The sequence below is a fragment of the Spirillospora albida genome, from assembly GCF_000718255.1.
GTDB lineage: Bacteria > Actinomycetota > Actinomycetes > Streptosporangiales > Streptosporangiaceae > Spirillospora > Spirillospora albida.
Genome location: NZ_JOFJ01000003.1, coordinates 146,070 through 162,508 on the forward strand (window position 1 = coordinate 146,070; position 16,439 = coordinate 162,508).

19 protein-coding genes and 3 tRNA genes are annotated in these 16,439 nt (G+C 73.5%); 7 read left to right on the forward strand and 15 right to left on the reverse strand.

The features are described 5' to 3' along the window. Positions 1-19 precede the first annotated feature (19 nt). Positions 20-1,606 (reverse strand): DAK2 domain-containing protein, encoded by a 1,587-nt coding sequence (locus tag IE99_RS0105220; RefSeq protein WP_030164388.1) that lies wholly within the window; start codon positions 1,604-1,606, stop codon positions 20-22. A gap of 287 nt (positions 1,607-1,893) precedes the next feature. Between IE99_RS0105220 and rpmB the strand changes: the two genes are divergently transcribed. After that, positions 1,894-2,088, forward strand: coding sequence for a 50S ribosomal protein L28 (rpmB, locus tag IE99_RS0105225; protein WP_030164391.1), 195 nt, complete (start codon positions 1,894-1,896; stop codon positions 2,086-2,088). Positions 2,089-2,181: 93 nt separating this feature from the next. On the opposite strand, the gene thiD is transcribed toward rpmB, so the two are convergent. The 3 genes from thiD to IE99_RS0105240 form a co-directional block, all read right to left on the reverse strand. Continuing rightward, positions 2,182-2,985, reverse strand: a complete 804-nt coding sequence (gene thiD / locus IE99_RS0105230) for a bifunctional hydroxymethylpyrimidine kinase/phosphomethylpyrimidine kinase (RefSeq protein WP_030164394.1) — start codon at positions 2,983-2,985, stop codon at positions 2,182-2,184. Between the two features lie 35 nt (positions 2,986-3,020). Next, positions 3,021-3,890 carry a cellulose binding domain-containing protein gene (locus tag IE99_RS30040; protein ID WP_051712056.1) on the reverse strand — a complete coding sequence of 290 codons (870 nt, stop codon included), beginning with the start codon at positions 3,888-3,890 and terminating at the stop codon, positions 3,021-3,023. A gap of 100 nt (positions 3,891-3,990) precedes the next feature. Beyond that, on the reverse strand, positions 3,991-4,911 hold the full coding sequence (locus tag IE99_RS0105240; RefSeq protein ID WP_030164400.1) for a thiamine-phosphate kinase: 921 nt from the start codon (positions 4,909-4,911) through the stop codon (positions 3,991-3,993). 124 nt (positions 4,912-5,035) lie between these two features. On the opposite strand from IE99_RS0105240, the gene IE99_RS0105245 reads away from it, so the two are divergent. Together IE99_RS0105245 and IE99_RS0105250 are read left to right on the forward strand one after the other, a co-directional pair. Further along, positions 5,036-5,269 carry an Lrp/AsnC family transcriptional regulator gene (locus IE99_RS0105245; protein ID WP_030164403.1) on the forward strand — a complete coding sequence of 78 codons (234 nt, stop codon included), beginning with the start codon at positions 5,036-5,038 and terminating at the stop codon, positions 5,267-5,269. A gap of 36 nt (positions 5,270-5,305) precedes the next feature. Continuing rightward, positions 5,306-5,749, forward strand: coding sequence for a DUF3515 domain-containing protein (locus tag IE99_RS0105250; RefSeq protein WP_245623068.1), 444 nt, complete (start codon positions 5,306-5,308; stop codon positions 5,747-5,749). A 13-nt stretch (positions 5,750-5,762) separates the two neighbouring features. On the opposite strand, the gene IE99_RS0105255 is transcribed toward IE99_RS0105250, so the two are convergent. The 11 genes from IE99_RS0105255 to IE99_RS0105305 form a co-directional block, all read right to left on the reverse strand. Beyond that, on the reverse strand, positions 5,763-6,314 hold the full coding sequence (locus IE99_RS0105255) for a nuclear transport factor 2 family protein (RefSeq protein ID WP_030164408.1): 552 nt from the start codon (positions 6,312-6,314) through the stop codon (positions 5,763-5,765). Continuing rightward, positions 6,314-6,508, reverse strand: a complete 195-nt coding sequence (locus IE99_RS0105260; protein WP_030164411.1) for a ferredoxin — start codon at positions 6,506-6,508, stop codon at positions 6,314-6,316. Before IE99_RS0105260 ends, IE99_RS0105255 begins: the two co-directional genes overlap by 1 nt. Then, the gene (locus IE99_RS0105265) at positions 6,508-7,848 is read right to left on the reverse strand and encodes a cytochrome P450 (protein ID WP_030164414.1); all 1,341 of its coding nucleotides are present in this window, start codon (positions 7,846-7,848) and stop codon (positions 6,508-6,510) included. Before IE99_RS0105265 ends, IE99_RS0105260 begins: the two co-directional genes overlap by 1 nt. Then, positions 7,845-8,624 carry an SDR family oxidoreductase gene (locus IE99_RS0105270; protein WP_030164417.1) on the reverse strand — a complete coding sequence of 260 codons (780 nt, stop codon included), beginning with the start codon at positions 8,622-8,624 and terminating at the stop codon, positions 7,845-7,847. The genes IE99_RS0105265 and IE99_RS0105270 overlap by 4 nt, the downstream gene beginning before the upstream one ends. Then, positions 8,624-9,820: a cytochrome P450 gene (locus tag IE99_RS0105275; protein ID WP_245623069.1), complete on the reverse strand. Its 1,197-nt coding sequence runs from the start codon at positions 9,818-9,820 to the stop codon at positions 8,624-8,626. The genes IE99_RS0105270 and IE99_RS0105275 overlap by 1 nt, the downstream gene beginning before the upstream one ends. A 10-nt stretch (positions 9,821-9,830) precedes the next feature. Further along, entirely contained in the window at positions 9,831-10,415 is a 585-nt protein-coding gene (locus IE99_RS0105280; RefSeq protein ID WP_245623070.1) for a TetR/AcrR family transcriptional regulator, read from the reverse strand. Between the two features lie 93 nt (positions 10,416-10,508). Further along, positions 10,509-10,589 (reverse strand) — tRNA-Tyr (locus IE99_RS0105285). A gap of 4 nt (positions 10,590-10,593) precedes the next feature. Continuing rightward, a tRNA-Leu gene (locus IE99_RS0105290) sits at positions 10,594-10,667 on the reverse strand. A 5-nt stretch (positions 10,668-10,672) separates the two neighbouring features. Beyond that, positions 10,673-10,746: transfer RNA gene (locus IE99_RS0105295), tRNA-Leu, on the reverse strand. Between the two features lie 199 nt (positions 10,747-10,945). Next, positions 10,946-11,971, reverse strand: a complete 1,026-nt coding sequence (locus tag IE99_RS0105300; protein ID WP_030164426.1) for a PDR/VanB family oxidoreductase — start codon at positions 11,969-11,971, stop codon at positions 10,946-10,948. Beyond that, positions 11,968-12,843 carry a metal-dependent hydrolase gene (locus tag IE99_RS0105305; RefSeq protein ID WP_030164428.1) on the reverse strand — a complete coding sequence of 292 codons (876 nt, stop codon included), beginning with the start codon at positions 12,841-12,843 and terminating at the stop codon, positions 11,968-11,970. The genes IE99_RS0105300 and IE99_RS0105305 overlap by 4 nt, the downstream gene beginning before the upstream one ends. 199 nt (positions 12,844-13,042) lie before the next feature. Here IE99_RS0105305 and IE99_RS0105310 point away from each other — a divergent pair, with 199 nt between their 5' ends. Genes IE99_RS0105310 through IE99_RS0105325 form a run of 4 tightly spaced genes read left to right on the forward strand, consistent with a single transcriptional unit; the run spans position 13,043 to position 16,428 of the window. Then, the gene (locus IE99_RS0105310; RefSeq protein WP_245623071.1) at positions 13,043-14,482 is read left to right on the forward strand and encodes an aldehyde dehydrogenase; all 1,440 of its coding nucleotides are present in this window, start codon (positions 13,043-13,045) and stop codon (positions 14,480-14,482) included. After that, positions 14,479-15,216: an SDR family oxidoreductase gene (locus IE99_RS0105315; protein WP_030164433.1), complete on the forward strand. Its 738-nt coding sequence runs from the start codon at positions 14,479-14,481 to the stop codon at positions 15,214-15,216. The genes IE99_RS0105310 and IE99_RS0105315 overlap by 4 nt, the downstream gene beginning before the upstream one ends. Then, positions 15,213-16,049, forward strand: coding sequence for an NAD(P)-dependent oxidoreductase (locus IE99_RS0105320; protein ID WP_030164437.1), 837 nt, complete (start codon positions 15,213-15,215; stop codon positions 16,047-16,049). The genes IE99_RS0105315 and IE99_RS0105320 overlap by 4 nt, the downstream gene beginning before the upstream one ends. Next, positions 16,042-16,428: a carboxymuconolactone decarboxylase family protein gene (locus IE99_RS0105325; protein WP_211258733.1), complete on the forward strand. Its 387-nt coding sequence runs from the start codon at positions 16,042-16,044 to the stop codon at positions 16,426-16,428. Before IE99_RS0105320 ends, IE99_RS0105325 begins: the two co-directional genes overlap by 8 nt. The last annotated feature ends 11 nt before the right edge of the window (positions 16,429-16,439 follow it).

The window sequence follows — 16,439 nt, forward strand, 5'->3', positions numbered from 1 at the left end:
GCCGATGGATACGACGCGTTCACTCGACACCGATGAGCAGCGGAAACCTCTCCTGGCCGCCCGCGTAGACGCCGACCTCCACGTCCGGGCGCCGTTCCCGCACCCGGGCCTCCAGGTCCTCGGCGAGGCCCGGCGCGGCGTGCACGCCCGCGATCAGGGTGACGAGCTCGCCGCCGCCCGACAGCATGCGGTACAGGACGTGCCGCGCGACGCCCGCGAGGTCCTTGCCGATCATCGCGACGTCCCCCTCGATCAGGCCGAGGACGTCGCCGGGCTGGCACAGGCCGACGGTCGTGACGGCCTCCTCCGCCGCGATCTCCAGATGCCCGAAGCGGGTCGCGCCCGCCGCGCGGGTCATCTCGATGACGTCGTCGTCGAAGCGGCGCACCGGATCGTGCACCGCGAGCGCCGCCATGCCCTGCACCGCCGCCTTCGTCGGCACGACCGCGATCCGCGCCCCGCCGTCGCGCGCCCGCTCCGCCGCCGCCTCCGCGAGCGCGAGGACCTCCGGCTCGTTCGGCAGGACGGCCACCTCGTCGCCCGCGGCGAGGATCGCCTCCGCCAGCACGGCGAGCGGCGGGACCTCCCCCGGCCCGCGCCGGACGACCCGCGCGCCGCACTCCTCGAACAGCGCCGCGAGCCCGTCGGCGGCGGTCACCGCCACCACGGCGCGGCCCCGGTGCGGGACGGGCCGGCCGTGCGCCTCCGCGTGCAGGTACGTCACCCGGACGCGGTGCGGGCGGCCGGCGGCCATGCCCGCCTCGATGGCGGCTCCCGCGTCGTCCACGTGCACGTGGACGTTCCACAGGCCGTCCCCGCCCACGACGACGAGCGAGTCGCCGAGGCGGTCGAGAACCTCGCGCAGCGGCGGGACGGCGCCGTCCGGGGCGTCCAGCAGGTACATGACCTCATACCCCGGTCCCGGCGGCTCCGGCCGCTGCTCCGCCCGCTGCCCGGCCGCCCTGGCCGGGATCTCGTACCGCTCCGGGTACTCCCCGGTGATCACCGCGGCGAGGGCGTCCAGGACCACGCACAGGCCGGCCGCGCCCGCGTCGACGACCCCGCTGCGCTCCAGCACCTCCAGCTGCGCGGTGGTGCGGCGCAGCGCCCGCCGCGCCCCGTCGGCGGCGGCGCGCGCGGCGCCCGGCAGGCCGGTTCCGGACGCGTCCCCCGCCGCGCCCGCCGCCGCGTCGAGGACGCTCAGCATCGTGCCCTCGACGGGGTGCTCCACGGCGGCCCTGGCCAGCCGGGACGCGTGCTCGAGGGCCGCCGCGAACGCCGTCCCGTCCGGGGTCGCCTCCAGCGGTCCGAGGACCTCCGACAGGCCGCGCAGCACCTGGCTCAAGATCACGCCCGAGTTGCCCCGCGCCCCGAGCAGCGCGCCCTGCCGCAGCGCCCGCCACGTCTCCGCCGTCCCGGCCCCGGCCGGCAGGCTCCCGGCGGCGTCCCGTGCCGCGAGGACCGTCAGGTGCAGGTTGGTGCCGGTGTCCCCGTCGGGGACGGGGAACACGTTGAGGGCGTCGATCTCCGTCCGGGTGCGCCCGAGCGCCTCCCCGGCCAGCCCGCACCACTCCCGGACCGCGGCCTCGTCCAGACCGGCGCTCATCGCACCGCCTTCCGCGACACCGGTCCCCGCCTCGCCCCAACCCGGCTTCGCACGCGATCGCAGCAGATGCTCATGCTCCTTCTGTACCGTCCGGTATCGGTCCAAGGGAACCTGGGCCCGCGCCTGTGGTCACAGCCGATTCGCCTACCCGGCGGACGGTCGGCTACTCTGATCCATGCGCCTCGTCCCGAGGCGCTCCCCAGTGAGCGCAATCGATGTCCGTCTCGCCCGACAGCGGCGGCGGGCGGCGCTCCGGTTCAGAGCATCGACACCACTTGGAGTTTCCCGTGGCTTCCGTCTGCGACGTCTGCGGCAAGGGACCCGGTTTCGGCATGCGCGTCTCCCACTCGCACCGCCGCACCCCGCGCCGCTGGAACCCCAACATCCAGCGCGTGCGCGCCGTCGTGAACGGCAGCACCAAGCGGATCAACGCCTGCACGTCCTGCATCAAGGCCGGCAAGGTCGTCAAGCCGACCGTCTGACCCCGGTCGCACCACACGCTTCAGTCGGCTCACCGCCTCGGTGAGCCGACTTTTGCGTGCCCGGGGTCGTTCCGGAACGTCCGGCGGCCGGATTCAGCGGCGGATGCGCCACCCGTGGTCGACCGGGCCGATCCCGGCGCCCAGCGGGAAGCCCGCGGCGATGGCGCCGGTCACGTACTCCTTGGCCTTCGCGACGGCGGACGGGACGTCGTCGCCCATCGCGAGACGCGACGCGATCGCGGACGCCAGCGTGCAGCCGGTGCCGTGGGTGTGCCGGTTGTCGTGCCGGGGGGCGGTGAACCGGTACTCGTGCTCGCCGTCGAAGAGCAGGTCGGCGGGCTCGCCGGGGAGATGACCGCCCTTGATCAGGACCCAGCGCGGGCCGAGCGCCTTGACCGCCTCGGCGGCCTCGCGCAGGCCGCGCTCGTCCACCACCTTGACGCCGGTGAGCTGCTCGACCTCGTACAGGTTCGGCGTGACGACCGTGGCGGCGGGCAGCAGGAGGGAGCGGACCGCGTCGACAGCCTCGGGGGCCAGCAGCGAATCGCCGTGCTTGGAGACGCCGACGGGGTCGACGACGGCGGGCGCGTCCGACGCGGCGAGGGCCTCGGCGACGACCTCGACGAGCGCGCTGGACGCCAGCATCCCCGTCTTGATCGCGTCCACGCCGATGTCGGACACGACCGAGTCGATCTGCGCCCGGACGGCCTCGGGCGGGAGTTCCCAGTCCCCCTGGACTCCCACGGAGTTCTGCGCGGTGACGGCCGCGATGACGCTCATGCCGTGGACTCCGAGGGCGAGCATCGTCTTCAGGTCCGCCTGGACGCCGGCGCCGCCGCCCGAGTCGGAACCGGCGATGGTGAGGACGAGGGGCGGTGCCTGGGGGGTCTGCTGCATGCCTCCACCCTACGGCGACGGGGCGGGCGACGCCGTCAGGCGAAGGTGCAGGCCAGCCCGTTCAGGACACAGCTTCCGGGCCTGCGCGGGGCGCCGGTCGCGGTGTAGACGATCCGCACCGAGCCGCCGGGAGCCAGCGTGGCGCCGGGACGGCTGCGCAGGAAGGGCACCGCGCCGCGCCGCTGGACGGTCGCGCCGGCGACCTCGCGGACCCGCACGCCGTCGATCGCGAAGGCGAGCGCCCAGCGGGCGACGGGCCGCTCGCCCCGGTTCGCGATCGTGACGGTGCCCTTGAAGCCGGACGCCGACCGGGACGCGACGCGGAACGCGACGACGATGCCGTCGGGGCGGGCGTCGCCGCCCGGCCCGCGCTGCGACACCTGCCCGTCCCTGGCCGGGTCGCGGGGCGGGCCGCCCGCGAAGTTGAGGGAGATCTGCTGCGTGCTGAACGTGTAGGAGACGACGCCGACCGCGACGACGAGCGAGACGAGCGGCAGCAGCGGGACGGGGAGCGCCGACACGAGCCGGGCGACGCGGCGCGCGGACCCCGCCGGAGGGGCGGGAGCGGGCGGCGCCGGGACGACGCGCGACGGGTCCCTGGGCGGCGGGACCCGTGACGGGTCGGGCGCCCCGGAGGCGACCCGCGACGGGTCGCGCGGCGCGGAGCCGGGCCGCGACGGGTCGCGCGGCGCGGAGCCGGGCCGCGTCCGCGCGGACGGGCCCTGCTCGTACGGCTCGCGGGAGGCGCGGGGGTCGTAGGGCGAGAGGACGACCTGGTCGTCGGCCGGACCGGAAAAGGCCTCGTAGGACGGCTCGGGGGTGCCCGGAAACGCTCTCCCGGGGACGCGGCGGGCGTCCGGCAGGGGATCGTCGTCCGGCGGTTCGAGCCTGGTGTGTCGTCCCATCCCATTCCTCTTCGATCACAGGATGTATACCAAAGCCGTACCGATCATGCCTACCGAACAGACAATCCGGCACGTTCTATTACATCTGGCCCGCATGCGTTCACATGCGGAAATGGTCCCAGCCGCCGGGTCCGGGGGGCCGGCCCGCCACCGTGACCCCGGTTCCGGCCGAGACCCTCCCGACCGGTGTCCAGGATGGTGGCAGCGCGGCCGTGGCGGGGAAGGTTCCGGCGAACGCGTGGTCCTCCCCGCCGGTGAGGACGTGGTGCCGCCCGTCCCGCCCCAGAATGTCGGGAACGGGGAGCGCGGCCGGGTCGAGGTCGATCGCGACACCGGAGGCGGCCGCGATGTGCCCGAGGTCCTGGACGAGCCCGTCGCTGACGTCGAGCAGCGCGGTCGCGCCGAGGGAGCGCGCCTCCGCGCCCGCCGCGTACGGCGGTTCCGGGCGCCGGTGCGCCTCGATGAGCTCGGCGGGCGCGTCGCGTCCGGCGAGCAGGAGGGCGAGCCCGGCGGCGGCGAACCCGAGCCGCCCCCGCACCGCCACGACATCGCCCGGACGGGCGCCGGACCTGGTCAGCGGCGCGGCGCCGCCGAGGTCGCCGAGCGCGGTGACGGCGAGCGTGATCTCCGGCGCGGCGACGACGTCCCCGCCCGCGACGGACGCCCCGGCGGCGCGGCACTCGTCGGCGAACCCGTCGTAGAGCCGTTCGGCCCATGCGACGGGCGTCTCGGCCGGGGCGGCGAACCCGATGAGCAGCGCGGTGGGGCGGGCGCCCATGGCGACGACGTCGGCGAGGTTCTGCGCGGCGGCCTTGCGGCCGATGTCGTAGGGGCCGGACCAGTCGCGGCGGAAGTGCCGTCCCTCCACGAGGAGGTCGGTGGTGGCGACGACCCGGCCGTCCGGCGCCGCGATCACCGCCGCGTCGTCGCCCGGCCCGAGGCGGACGGCCGGGCCCTGCGGCAGCCGCGCCGTCAGCCGCCCGATCAGCCGGAACTCCCCCAATTCCCCGATCGTTCCCATTCGTTCCCGTTCGTCCCCGTTCCGCATTCACGGATCCCCGCGGGACCCCGGCCGCCCACCGCGGCGCGTAACACGATACGGTGAATCGTCCGACCGCAATTTTCCCGCGCGCGGGGAGGACGTGATGGTGCAGGCCTACATCCTCATCCAGACCGAAGTCGGCAAGGCGGCAGAGGTGGCCGGCGAGATCTCCGGCATACCCGGCGTCACCCTCGCGGAGGACGTCACCGGACCCTACGACGTGATCGTCCGGGCGGAGGCGCGGAACGTGGACGAGCTCGGCAAGCTCGTCGTCGCGCAGATTCAGGCCGTCGAGGGCATCACCCGTACGCTGACCTGCCCGATCGTCCATATCTGAGCAGGAAGAGCACTGGGCACGATCATGCGCCGAGGGGTGTCGCCGGTCCTGGTCGGGCTCGCACTGCTGACGTCGGGATGCGCCGGCGGGGCCGTCCGGGTCCCGGTGCCGGAGCCGGACGGCGCGACCGCGCGGCTGTGCGCGGGCCTGCGGCTGCCCGAGAAGGTGCACGGGCGGGAGCGGCGCGACACCTCGCCCGATTCGCCGCTGACGGCCGCGTGGGGGTCGCCCGCGATCGCGCTGCGCTGCGGCGTGCCGCGTCCGGCCGGCCTGCGCCCCGAGTCGCGGCTGGTCGACATCAACGGGATCTCCTGGTTCGGCCATCCCGTCGACCGGCCGGTGACCTGGACGGCCATGGCGCGGCAGGCCTACGTGGAGGTGACCGTCCCCGGCGAGTACGAGCCCGCCGGGGACGTCCTCATCGAGCTCGGGCCGGCGATCACGGCGACGATCCCGCCGAAGCCGGAGGGGCGGATCTAGCCGCGGGCGCCCGTCACCACAGCGGCACGGGGCTTTCGCCCCGCGCGTAGTAGCCGGGGATCTTCGCGCCCGACGCGGCCCGCTCCAGCCGCCGCTTCATCCCGTCCGACAGCACGTCCGCCTTCATCATCTCGATGAAGATCGCGGTGACGTTGCCGAGGTCGAACCAGTCGCGCTGCCACGACCACTGCCGGTCGCCGGCGTAGCGGAACCAGCTGCCGCCGATGCCGAGCACCTCGTAGGGGGTGCCGTCGGGGCGCTCGGCGTCCGCGACCTGCTTCCAGAAGCCGACGACCTCGCCCTTCCGCTCGTCGACGAGGATGCTCTGGTACGGGTACGTCCAGCCGTCCAGGCCGCCCATCTCGGAGCCGAGGGCGATGTCGCGGATCTCCGCGCGCCCGACGGCCATGAAGTCCTGCTTCGGACCGATGTTCCAGCCGTAGGTGGCGTCCTCGGTGTAGCAGTCGGCGAGCGGGCGCCAGTCGCCGAGCTCCTCGCACCGGCGGTTCTCCGCCAGCCAGTGCTCCACCATCGCGTCGAGTTCTTCTCGGGGGAAGGACGGCATCACGTCTCCAGCAGTCTGAGGGCCTGGGTGGGGCAGTAGCGGACGGCCGCGGCGACCTCCGCGCGCAGCCCGTCGGGGGGTTCGGGGTCGAGGACGCGGACCTTGCCCTTCTTCGGGACCTCGAAGACGTCGGGGGCCTCCAGCTCGCACATGGCGTGGCCCTGGCAGATGTCGAGGTCGGCCTCGATCCGCATCAGCGCCGCCTCCGCCGGTACCGGACGGCGCACGGCTGCGCGAGCTGGACGACCATCTTCGAGTGGTCGTTGCGGTAGGTCTCGGGCGGCTGGGCGGGCTCGAACTCCCAGTCCCGCAGCAGCACCGAGAAGATCGCCTTGAGCTGGATCATCGCGAAGTTCGCGCCGACGCAGCGGTGCCGGCCGGCGCCGAACGGCACCCATGTCCAGCGGTTGAGGAGGTCCTCCTCGCGGGGGGCGATGTAGCGCTCGGGGCGGAACTCGTCCGGCTCGGGGAAGTCGGACTCGATGCGGTTGGAGACGGCGAGGGAGCAGCCGACCATCGTGCCCTTCGGGATGCGGTGGCCGCAGACCTCCTGGTCGGACTGGGCGACGCGCAGGAGCAGGATCAGCGGCGGGTGCAGCCGCAGCGCCTCCTTGATCGCCGACTCCAGCCTCGGGATCGTGCGGAGCGCCTGGAACGAGACCTCGCTGCCGTCGGCGTACAGGTCGTCGAGCTCCTGGACGACACCCGCCAGCACGTCCGGGTGGCGGAGCAGCTCGATCAGCGACCAGGCGGCCGTCCCGGACGTGGTGTGGTGCCCGGCGAACATCATCGAGATGAACATGCCGGTGACCTGATCGGCGGTGAACTTCGGCGTGCCGTCCGGCTCCTTGATGGACATGAGGACGTCGAGGAGGTCGCGGTCCTCGCGGGGCGGCCTCGGCGGCCGGCCGTCCATGATCCCCTGGACGAGCTCGACCAGCGCGGCGCGCGCGGTGTCGCGCCGCCGGAACGACTCGATGTCGGCGTACGGGTCGACGTAGGCGATCGCGTCGGTGCCGCGTTCGAGATCGTGGTACAGCTCGGCGAACCGGCGGTCGAGCTGCTCGCGGAACTTCTTGCCGATCAGGCACGCGGACGAGGTGTAGATGGTCAGCTCGGCGAAGAAGTCGAGCAGGTCGATCACGCCCTCGTCGCCCCAGCCCGCGACCGCCCGGTCGACCTCGGCGGCGATCGTCGCGGCGTGCCCCTTGAGGAACGATCCCTTGAGCGCCTGGTTGTGCAGGGCCTCGCGGCGCTGCTCGGGGGTGGCGTCGAACACGACGCCCTCGCCGAAGATCGGGGTCATGAACGGGTACGCCTCGGCCTGGTCGAGCTCCTCGTCGGGGGACCGGAAGAAGTACTCGTTGGCCTCGGCGCCGGTCAGCAGGACGACGCGGCGCCCGGCGAGCCGGAACTCCCCCACGTCGCCGCATTCCTCCCGGACGCGCTTCATCAGCGCGATCGGGTCGGAGCGCAGCTCCTCCAGATGGTCGGGGCCGCCCGACACGACGCGGGGGTCCACCAGGGCGGTCATGACTCCTCCAGGGGGGCTTCGGGCTGGACTTCGATGAGCCGCAGATGGGCGCCGCGCGGGGTCGCGACGATCGCGGTGACGGCGGCGGCGACGTCGGACGGGCGCAGGAAGTAGGGGTGGCGGGCGTGTCCCCATCGGGCCCAGTCCTCCAGGACGGCGCCGGTCGTCTCCGCGTCCCAGCCCATGCCCATGCCGGTCGCGGTGGGGCCGGGCCGGACGATCGACGCCCTCACGCCGGTGCCCTCCAGCTCCATCTGCATGGTGCGGGCCATGCCCTCCACCCCGTTCTTCGCCGCGACGTAGGCGCCCGTCCAGGAGCGCGGCGCGGGCACGGTGTCGGACGAGATGAACACGATGTCGCCCCGCCGCCGCGCCACCATCTGCGGGACGAACGCCGACACCAGCCGGTGCGCGCCCACGAGATGGACCTGCACCTGGGCCAGGAACGCGTCGGAGTCGAGTTCGTGGAGGCGTCCGGCGGACAGGTCGCCGGCGCTGGACACCACGACCTCGATCGGCCCGAGCGCGTCGCCGGCGGCCGCCGCGAACGCCTTGACCGAATCGGCGTCGGAGACGTCCAGGGGCAGCGCGACGGCCTCTCCCCCGCCGGCCCGGATCGCCGCGGCCAGCTCCTCGCACTTGTCCGCGCGCCGGGCGCCGAGCGCGACGGGGTGCCCCGCCGCGGCGAACGCGCTGGCGGTCGCGGCGCCGATGCCGGACGAGGCGCCCGCGACGACGGCGGGCCGCCGCTCCGGATGCGGATCGAACCTGGGCATCAGCGGACCTCCACCCGCACCGGCAGGGCCGCGAAGCCCCGCACGTTCACCGAGTGCACGCGCTCCGCCCCGGCGAAGTCGATCTCGAAGGACGACACGTGCCGCACCAGCTCGGTCAGCGCGATGCGGGCCTCCAGCCGGGCGAGGTTGGCGCCGAGGCAGAAGTGCCGGCCGCCGCCGAAGCTGACGAGCTGGGAGGTGTCGCGGTCCAGGTCGTACTCGTCCGGACGGTCGAACACGCGGGGGTCGCGGTTGGCGGACCCGACCAGCAGCAGCATCCGCTCGCCCTTGGGGATGTCCCGTCCGTGGAGGGTGACGTCCTGCGCGACGGTCCGGGCCAGCATCTGGCTGGAGGTGTCGTAGCGGAGCGTCTCCTCGACCCAGTCGTCGACGCGTCCGGGGTCGGCGAACGGCTTCGCGCCCTGCTCCGGGTTGCGCCCCGCCCAGTACAGGGCGTTCGCGAGGAGCTTCGTCGTGGTCTCGTTGCCGGCGACGACCATCAGGAACAGGAAGGCGATGACCTCCCGCTCGTCCAGCCGGTCGCCGTCGATCTCGGCGTCCAGCAGCGCGGACGTGAGGTCGCCCGTCGGCCTGCGGCGCCGCTCGGCGACCATGTCCTCGTAGTAGCCGACGAGGGTGAGGGCGGCCTCCATCCCGGCGGGTGGGACGTCGTTGAGTCCCTCCTCGCGGTGGACGACCGTGTCGGCGAGCCGCCGCACCTCGACCCGGTCGGCCTCCGGGACGCCCATCATCTCGGAGATGACGTCCATCGGCAGGAGCCCGGCGAAGTCGGCGACGAAGTCGAACTCGCGCTTCTCCAGCGCCGGTTCCAGGTGCCTGCGGGTCAGCTCCAGGATGCCGTCCGCCATCTCCTTCACCCGCCTGGGCGTGAACCCCTTGGAGACGAGCGCCCGCATCCGGGTGTGCCGGGGCGGGTCGAGCGCGAGGAACGACATCGTCCGGGGCGCGTGCGGGCCCCACGCGCTCGGCTCCAGCGAGACGCCGTTGGCGTTGGAGAACGTGGCGTGGTCGCGGAACGCGGCGGACACGTCGGCGTGCCGGGACAGCGCCCAGAACCCGATGTCGTCGTTGCGGTAGAGCGGCGCCTCCTCGCGGAGGCGCGCGTAGAACGGGTAGGGGTCCTCATGGACGGCGTAGTCGAACGGGCTGTAGGAGACCTGCGAACCTGGGTCCACAGCCGTCACCTCACTCGTGGTCGGGGAGGATGAGCTCGGCCATCTCGGCGAGCCGGTCGGCCATGCGGGCATAGGACGTGTAGCCCATGCCCGCGTGCACGAGCGCTCCGGAGTAGGCCAGCTCCAGCGCGCCCACGATCTTCTCGTCCGCGCGCTCCCTGAGGGCGGCCTGCAGCCGTCCCCGGATCGCGACGCCGATCCGCAGCCGCAGCTCCCGGACGTCCGGATCGGTCCCGAGCATCGCGGTCGTGCAGGCCGCGGCCAGCTCGGGCTCGTCCGACACCAGAAGGGCGATCTCCCGGAGGACGGCCACCACCCGCTCGCGCGCCGGCCCGCGCGCGTCCACCTCGGGCAGCGCGGAGAGCCGCCGCCAGAACACCTCGGTGATGAGATGGTTCTTGGAGGCGAAGTAGGTGTAGGCGGTGGCGGGTGCCACGCCTGCGCGGCGGGCCACGTTGCGGACGGTCAGTCCCTCGTAGCCGGCCTCGCGGAGCTCCTCCACGGCGGCTTCGGTCAGCCTCCGCACGGTGTCGGCCTGCCGCTCGGTCAGGCGGCGACGGGTGGGCTCGGTCGTTGACAGCTGTTCACCGGACACGTGTCCAGACATTAGTTCAGAAACATCCCGTTGGCAACAACCGCCCCGCCGCGCGAAGCCGTGGACCGGCCCGCCGCGCGCTAGGGAACCCGGTGGGGCGGGTGGGATTCGAACCCACTCAGCGAAGCACCTGATTTACAGTCAGGCCCGACTCTCCGACGTCGGCGCCGCCCCTCAGTACCTCCGGAGGGATTCGAACCCCCAGCACACAGCACCTCATGCTGCCGCCTCTACCGATAGGGCCACGGAGGCTTGCGTGCGGCTCCCGGGATTCGAACCCGGAGCGTCCACTTCCTGAGAGTGGCCCCTCTGCCGGTTGGGGTAGAGCCGCGTGATCGCGAGGTGGCGTCACTCGCCGCGGCTCGGCCGGAGGGTGTTACGAGACGGGATACCGGCCGGGGCGGGCGTGCGACGCCCTGGGAAGTCGATACAGAAGTCGCTGACGTGCCATGACCGGTCCTCCTCTCGGGCGCTCGCGGCGGCCTGACGTCCCTTACGGTGCCAGGTCCCGCGGGAGGGCCGCAACGCGTTTACAGGTCGAGCGCCAGCCTGCCGTCCGCCGCGCGGGACACGCAGATGAGCATGGCGCCGTCATCGCCGTCGGACGGGGAGCGCCGCTCCACCTCGCCCTCCAGGACCCGCGTGCGGCACGTGCCGCAGAAGCCCTGCCGGCACGAGTACGCGACGGCGGGCAGTTCGTCCTTGATGACGTCCAGGGCCGACCGGTCGGCGGGAACCTCCAGCACGCGTCCCGAGCGCCGCAGCTCGATCCGGAACGGGCGGCCGTCCGCGACGGGCGCGGGGGCGAAGCGCTCGTAGTGCAGGGTCGCGTCCGCCCGGCTCCCGAACGCCGCCCGGACGCCGTCGATCATCGGCGCGGGCCCGCAGCAGTAGACGGCGGTGCCCGGTTCCGGGTCGCCCAGCAGGTCCCCGCAGTCGGGCACGCCGTGCTCGTCGTCGGTCCGGATCCGGACGCGTTCGCCCGCGAGCTCGTCCAGGAAGGGCATCGAGTCCCGGCCGCGGCCGCAGTAGATGAGCCGCCAGTCGGCGCGCAGCCGTTCGGCGGCCGTCACCATCGGCAGGATCGGGGTGATGCCGATGCCGCCCGCGATGAACAGGTACCGGTCGCCGCGCAGGAACGGGAACGCGTTCCGCGGCCCCCGCACGCGGATCACGTCCCCCTCGCACAGGGCGTGCATCTCCGCCGACAGGCCGTGCAGCCGCCGGACGGCGATCCGGTAGGCGCGCCGGTCGGCGGGGTCGCCGCAGAGGGAGTACTGGCGCGTCCCGGCCGGGAGCAGGACGTCCAGGTGGCATCCCGGCTGCCAGGACGGCAGGACCCGCCCGTCCGGGGCGCCGAGGCGGAGCGAGACGACGCCGTCGGCCCGCGGCCGGACCTCCAGCACGACGAGGTCCATCGTCCGGTCGACGGGGCGGATCTCGCGGACGGCGGGCGGGCGCAGGTACCGCACCCGCTGCCGGGCGCCGAACAGCGCGCTGACGGCCACCCAGAACGGGTCGCGGCGACGCCGGCCGTAGAGGTCGGGAGGGATCACCGCCGGGCCGCCCGCGCCGCCGGAGAGGCCGCCAGGTACGCGAGGGCCTGGCTCGTCGAGCCCTCGCCCAGCGGGCTGTAGGACCGCTTCAGGTACCGGACGATCGACGCGCCGACCATGCGGCGGTCGGGGGTGAGCCCGGCCGGGCCGGTGCGCCGCAGATGGTGCAGACCGCCCCTGACCCGCCCGTTCAGCAGGGGGTCGCGGGCCATCAGGAAGCGGTGCCCCCGGCTCCACAGCAGCGTCAGCATCGTGATCGTCTGCGCCATGGCGCGCAGGCGCGCCGCGTAGGAGCCGTCCAGGTGCATGAACAGGTCGTGCGCCACGTGCCGGTGCTCGACCTCTTCGGCGCCGTGCCAGCGCAGCAGGTCGAGCATCGTCGGGTCGGCGCCCGCCGCGTCCAGGGCGTCCGCGTTGAGGATCCAGTCGCCCAGCACGCCGGTGAAGTGCTCGATGGCGGCGATGATGGAGATCCGCTCGACCAGCCACGCGCGGGCCCGGTCGCCGGTCGCGCCGCGGTCGCCGAGGAGGTCCTCGAAGACGAACTCGACCTGCCGGAGGAACGGCCGCACGTCGAGCCCCTGCTCCTGGAAGTGGTCGAGGACCCCGTCGTGCGACGACGCGTGCACCGCCTCCTGCCCGATGAACCCGAGCACGTCCTCGCGGAGCCGCTCGTCCCGGATGCGGGGCAGGGCCTCCTTGAACACCCGGACGAACCACTCCTCCCCGGCCGGCAGGAGCATGTGCAGCACGTTGATCAGATGGGTGGCCACGGGGTCGCCGGGGATCCAGTGCAGCGGCACGTCCGCCCAGTCGAACCGCACGTCACGGGCCTGCAGGACGAGATGCTCCGGCTCGAGCCGAACGGTCATGCGGCCTCCGTCGCACCTATTGACGAACTGTCCAAAAACCTACCGCCGCCGTCCCCGCCCGACAACACTCCGGCCCGGGTGACCCTCCTCACGGCGCGGCCCCCCGAGCGGGACCGGGCCCGAACCGGACGGAATCGCCCCTTGCGCCGGGGTGCGGGCTGAACGGTAGTCTGGACATGTGTCCAGAACAACCGATCGCTTGCTTCTGTTGGACGGGCGGCTCACCCGCGGTACGGGCGGCGCCTTCGAGACGATCAACCCCGCGACCGAGGAGGTGCTCGGCACCGCCGCCGACGCCACGGCCGCCGACATGGACGCGGCCATCGGGGCGGCCCGGCGCGCGTTCGACGAGACGTCCTGGGCGACCGACCTCGCCTTCCGGGTACGGTGCCTGCGCCAGCTGCGCGAGGGCCTGCGGCGCCGCGGCGACGAGCTCCGGGAGCTCACGATCCAGGAGGTCGGGGCGCCCCGGTTCCTGACGTTCGGGGCGCAGCTGGACGCCCCCGTCGAGGACATCGGCTGGTTCGCCGACCTCGCCGAGTCCTACGCGTGGGAGCAGGACCTCGGGCGGGCCGAGCCGATGGGGATGCCGACCCGGCGGCGCGTCGTCCGGGAGGCGACCGGGGTGGTCGGCGCGATCACGCCCTGGAACTTCCCGCACCAGATCAACCTGGCGAAGGTCGGTCCCGCGCTGGCGGCGGGCAACACCGTCGTGCTGAAGCCGGCGCCCGACACGCCCTGGTGCGCCGCCGTCCTCGGCGAGGTCATCGCCGAGGAGACCGACATCCCGCCGGGCGTCGTGAACGTGATCACGTCGTCCGACCACGCCCTGGGCGCGCAGCTCGCGTCCGACCCCCGCGTCGACCTGGTGTCGTTCACCGGGTCCACCGCGACGGGCCGCGCCGTCATGGCGGCCGGCGCCGCGACCCTCAAGCGCGTGTTCCTGGAGCTCGGCGGCAAGTCGGCGTTCATCGTCCTCGACGACGCCGACCTCAAGGCCGCGTGCGGGTACGCGGCGTTCTCGAGCGTCGCGCACGCGGGGCAGGGGTGCGCGCTCACGACGCGGATCCTCGTCCCGCGCGACCGGTACGACGAGGCCGCCGGCATCATCGCGGGCACGCTGCGCGGGCTCGGCGCGGGCGACCCGCAGGACGCCGGCACGATGTGCGGCCCGGTCATCTCCGCCCGCCAGCGCGACCGCATCGAGGGGTACCTCGCGCTCGCGAAGGAGGAGGGCGGGTCGTTCGCCGCGGGCGGCGGCCGGCCCGAGGGGCGCGACAGGGGCTTCTGGATCGAGCCGACGCTGATCACCGGGCTGACGAACGACAGCCGGGTGGCCCGCGAGGAGATCTTCGGGCCGGTGCTGGCGCTGCTGCCGCACGACGGCGACGACGACGCCGTGCGGATCGCCAACGACTCGCCCTACGGCCTGTCGGGCGCCGTGCACGGAGGCGACCTGGAGCGGGCGCGCGGCATCGCGGCGCGACTGCGCACCGGCACGGTCAGCGTGAACAGCGGCGTCTGGTACGGCGCGGACGTCCCGTTCGGCGGCTACAAGCAGTCGGGCATCGGCCGGGAGATGGGCACGGCGGGATTCGAGGAGTACCTCGAGACCAAGGCGATCGCGGAGGGGCTATGAGGTTCGTGAACAAGGTCGCCATCGTCACCGGCGGCGCGCAGGGGATCGGCGCCGCGTACGTGCGGGGCCTCGCGGCGGAGGGCGCGGCGGTCGTCGTCGCGGACGTGGACGCCGAGCGCGGGCAGGCCGTGGCCGACGAGGTGAAGGGCCTGTTCGTCCGGACGGACGTGTCCGACCCCGCGTCGGTGCGGGCGATGGCGGACGCGGCCGTGGAGCGGTTCGGCGGCATCGACCACCTGGTGAACAACGCCGCGATCTTCGGGACGATGAAGCTCGACTTCCTGTTCACCGTGGACTGGGACTACTACAAGCGGTTCATGGCCGTGAACATGGACGGGGCGCTGTTGTGCGCGCGGGCCTGCTACCCCCACATGCAGGTGCGGGGCGGCGGGTCGATCGTGAACCAGTCGTCCACGGCGGCGTGGCAGTACTCCGGCTTCTACGGGCTCGCGAAGGTCGGGGTGAACGGCCTGACGCAGCAGCTCGCGCACGAGCTCGGCGGCATGGGCATCCGGGTGAACGCGATCGCGCCCGGCCCGATCGACACGGAGGCGAACCGGAAGGTCGTGCCCGGCGGCATGTCGCAGAAGATCGTCCAGGACAAGATGGCGCTGAAGCGCATGGGGACGCCCGAGGACCTCGTCGGAGCGTGCCTGTTCCTGCTGTCGGACGACGCGGCCTGGGTCACCGGTCAGATCGTCAACGTGGACGGCGGCGAGGTGTTCCGCGCATGACCCCCGGGTTCATCGGCCTCGGCCAGATGGGCGCGCCGATGGCCGGGCATCTCGCCGGCCGCGGCCTCATCGTGTACGACACGCGCCCGGAGGCGGTGGCGCCGCTGGTGAAGGCGGGCGCGCGGGCCGCGAGGAGCGTCGCGGAGGTGGCGGCGCACGCGGACGTGGTGTCCGTCATGGTCCGGGATGACGAGCAGGTGCGGGAGGTCGGCGCGGAGATCCTCGCCAGCGCCCGCCGCGGCACCGTCCTCGCGATCCACTCGACGATCGCGGCGCGCACCGCCGTGGAGCTGGCCGAAGAGGGCGGCAGGTACGGCATCGACGTCGTGGACGCGCCGGTCAGCGGCGGGTTCATGGGCGCGAGCGCCGGGACCCTGGCCGTGATGGTCGGCGGCACCGGGGAGGCGTTCGAGCGGTGCCGCGAGCCGTTCGGGACGTGGGCGGAGCTCGTCCTGCACATGGGTCCGGTGGGCGCGGGGACCCGCACGAAGCTCGCGCGCAACCTGCTGCACTTCGTGGCGTTCAGCGCGGCGGCGGAGGCACAGCGGCTCGCGGAGGCGTCCGGGGTGTCGCTGCGGAAGCTGGGCCGGATCGTCCGGCACACCGACGCGATCACCGGCGGTCCCGGCTCGATCATGCTGCGCCCGACGACGGCGCCGCTGGCCGAGGACGACGCCTTGTACGACATCCTGCGGCACGTGCGCGCCCTGGGCGAGAAGGACCTGTCGCTCGCTCTGGATCTCGCCGGGGAACTCGGGGTGGACGCCCCGTTCGCGGAACTCGCGCTCCAGCGGTTCGCCGCCGGGCTCGGACTGGAGGACGGCGATGGATGAGCCGATGACCGAGCGCCGCAGGCGCGGCCTCGAGATGATGGGGAAGGTCTACGGCTGGGAGATGTCGGACGGCGAGGGCGACTTCTTCGCCCTGACCGCCGACCACCTGTTCGCCGAGATCTGGACGCGTCCCGGGCTGAGCGTGCGGGACCGACGGCTGCTGCTCATCGGCATGCTCGCCGGGCAGGGCCTGAACGACGTCCTCGACATCCAGCTCCCGGCGGCACTGGGCAACGAGGAGCTGACACCGGACGAGCTGCGAGAGATCGGCGTCTTCCTGCTGCACTACGTCGGCTGGCCGCTCGGCTCCAAGCTGTGCGTGCAGATCGAGGGCGTCATCGCGAAGCGGGAGAAACAGGAGAAACGCCGGGAAAGCTAGGAACCGGGGGG

Excerpts from the sequence above, each read along its gene's own strand:
- IE99_RS0105220 (WP_030164388.1), bottom strand. The coding sequence starts at position 1,606 with ATGAGCGCCGGTCTGGACGAGGCCGCGGTCCGGGAGTGGTGCGGGCTG.
- thiD (WP_030164394.1), bottom strand. The coding sequence starts at position 2,985 with ATGCAGCAGACCCCCCAGGCACCGCCCCTCGTCCTCACCATCGCCGGT.
- IE99_RS30040 (WP_051712056.1), bottom strand. The coding sequence starts at position 3,890 with ATGGGACGACACACCAGGCTCGAACCGCCGGACGACGATCCCCTGCCG.
- IE99_RS0105240 (WP_030164400.1), bottom strand. The coding sequence starts at position 4,911 with ATGGGAACGATCGGGGAATTGGGGGAGTTCCGGCTGATCGGGCGGCTG.
- IE99_RS0105245 (WP_030164403.1), top strand. The coding sequence starts at position 5,036 with ATGGTGCAGGCCTACATCCTCATCCAGACCGAAGTCGGCAAGGCGGCA.
- IE99_RS0105255 (WP_030164408.1), bottom strand. The coding sequence starts at position 6,314 with ATGCCGTCCTTCCCCCGAGAAGAACTCGACGCGATGGTGGAGCACTGG.
- IE99_RS0105260 (WP_030164411.1), bottom strand. The coding sequence starts at position 6,508 with ATGCGGATCGAGGCCGACCTCGACATCTGCCAGGGCCACGCCATGTGC.
- IE99_RS0105265 (WP_030164414.1), bottom strand. The coding sequence starts at position 7,848 with ATGACCGCCCTGGTGGACCCCCGCGTCGTGTCGGGCGGCCCCGACCAT.
- IE99_RS0105270 (WP_030164417.1), bottom strand. The coding sequence starts at position 8,624 with ATGCCCAGGTTCGATCCGCATCCGGAGCGGCGGCCCGCCGTCGTCGCG.
- IE99_RS0105305 (WP_030164428.1), bottom strand. The coding sequence starts at position 12,843 with ATGACCGTTCGGCTCGAGCCGGAGCATCTCGTCCTGCAGGCCCGTGAC.
- IE99_RS0105315 (WP_030164433.1), top strand. The coding sequence starts at position 14,479 with ATGAGGTTCGTGAACAAGGTCGCCATCGTCACCGGCGGCGCGCAGGGG.
- IE99_RS0105320 (WP_030164437.1), top strand. The coding sequence starts at position 15,213 with ATGACCCCCGGGTTCATCGGCCTCGGCCAGATGGGCGCGCCGATGGCC.
- IE99_RS0105325 (WP_211258733.1), top strand. The coding sequence starts at position 16,042 with ATGGATGAGCCGATGACCGAGCGCCGCAGGCGCGGCCTCGAGATGATG.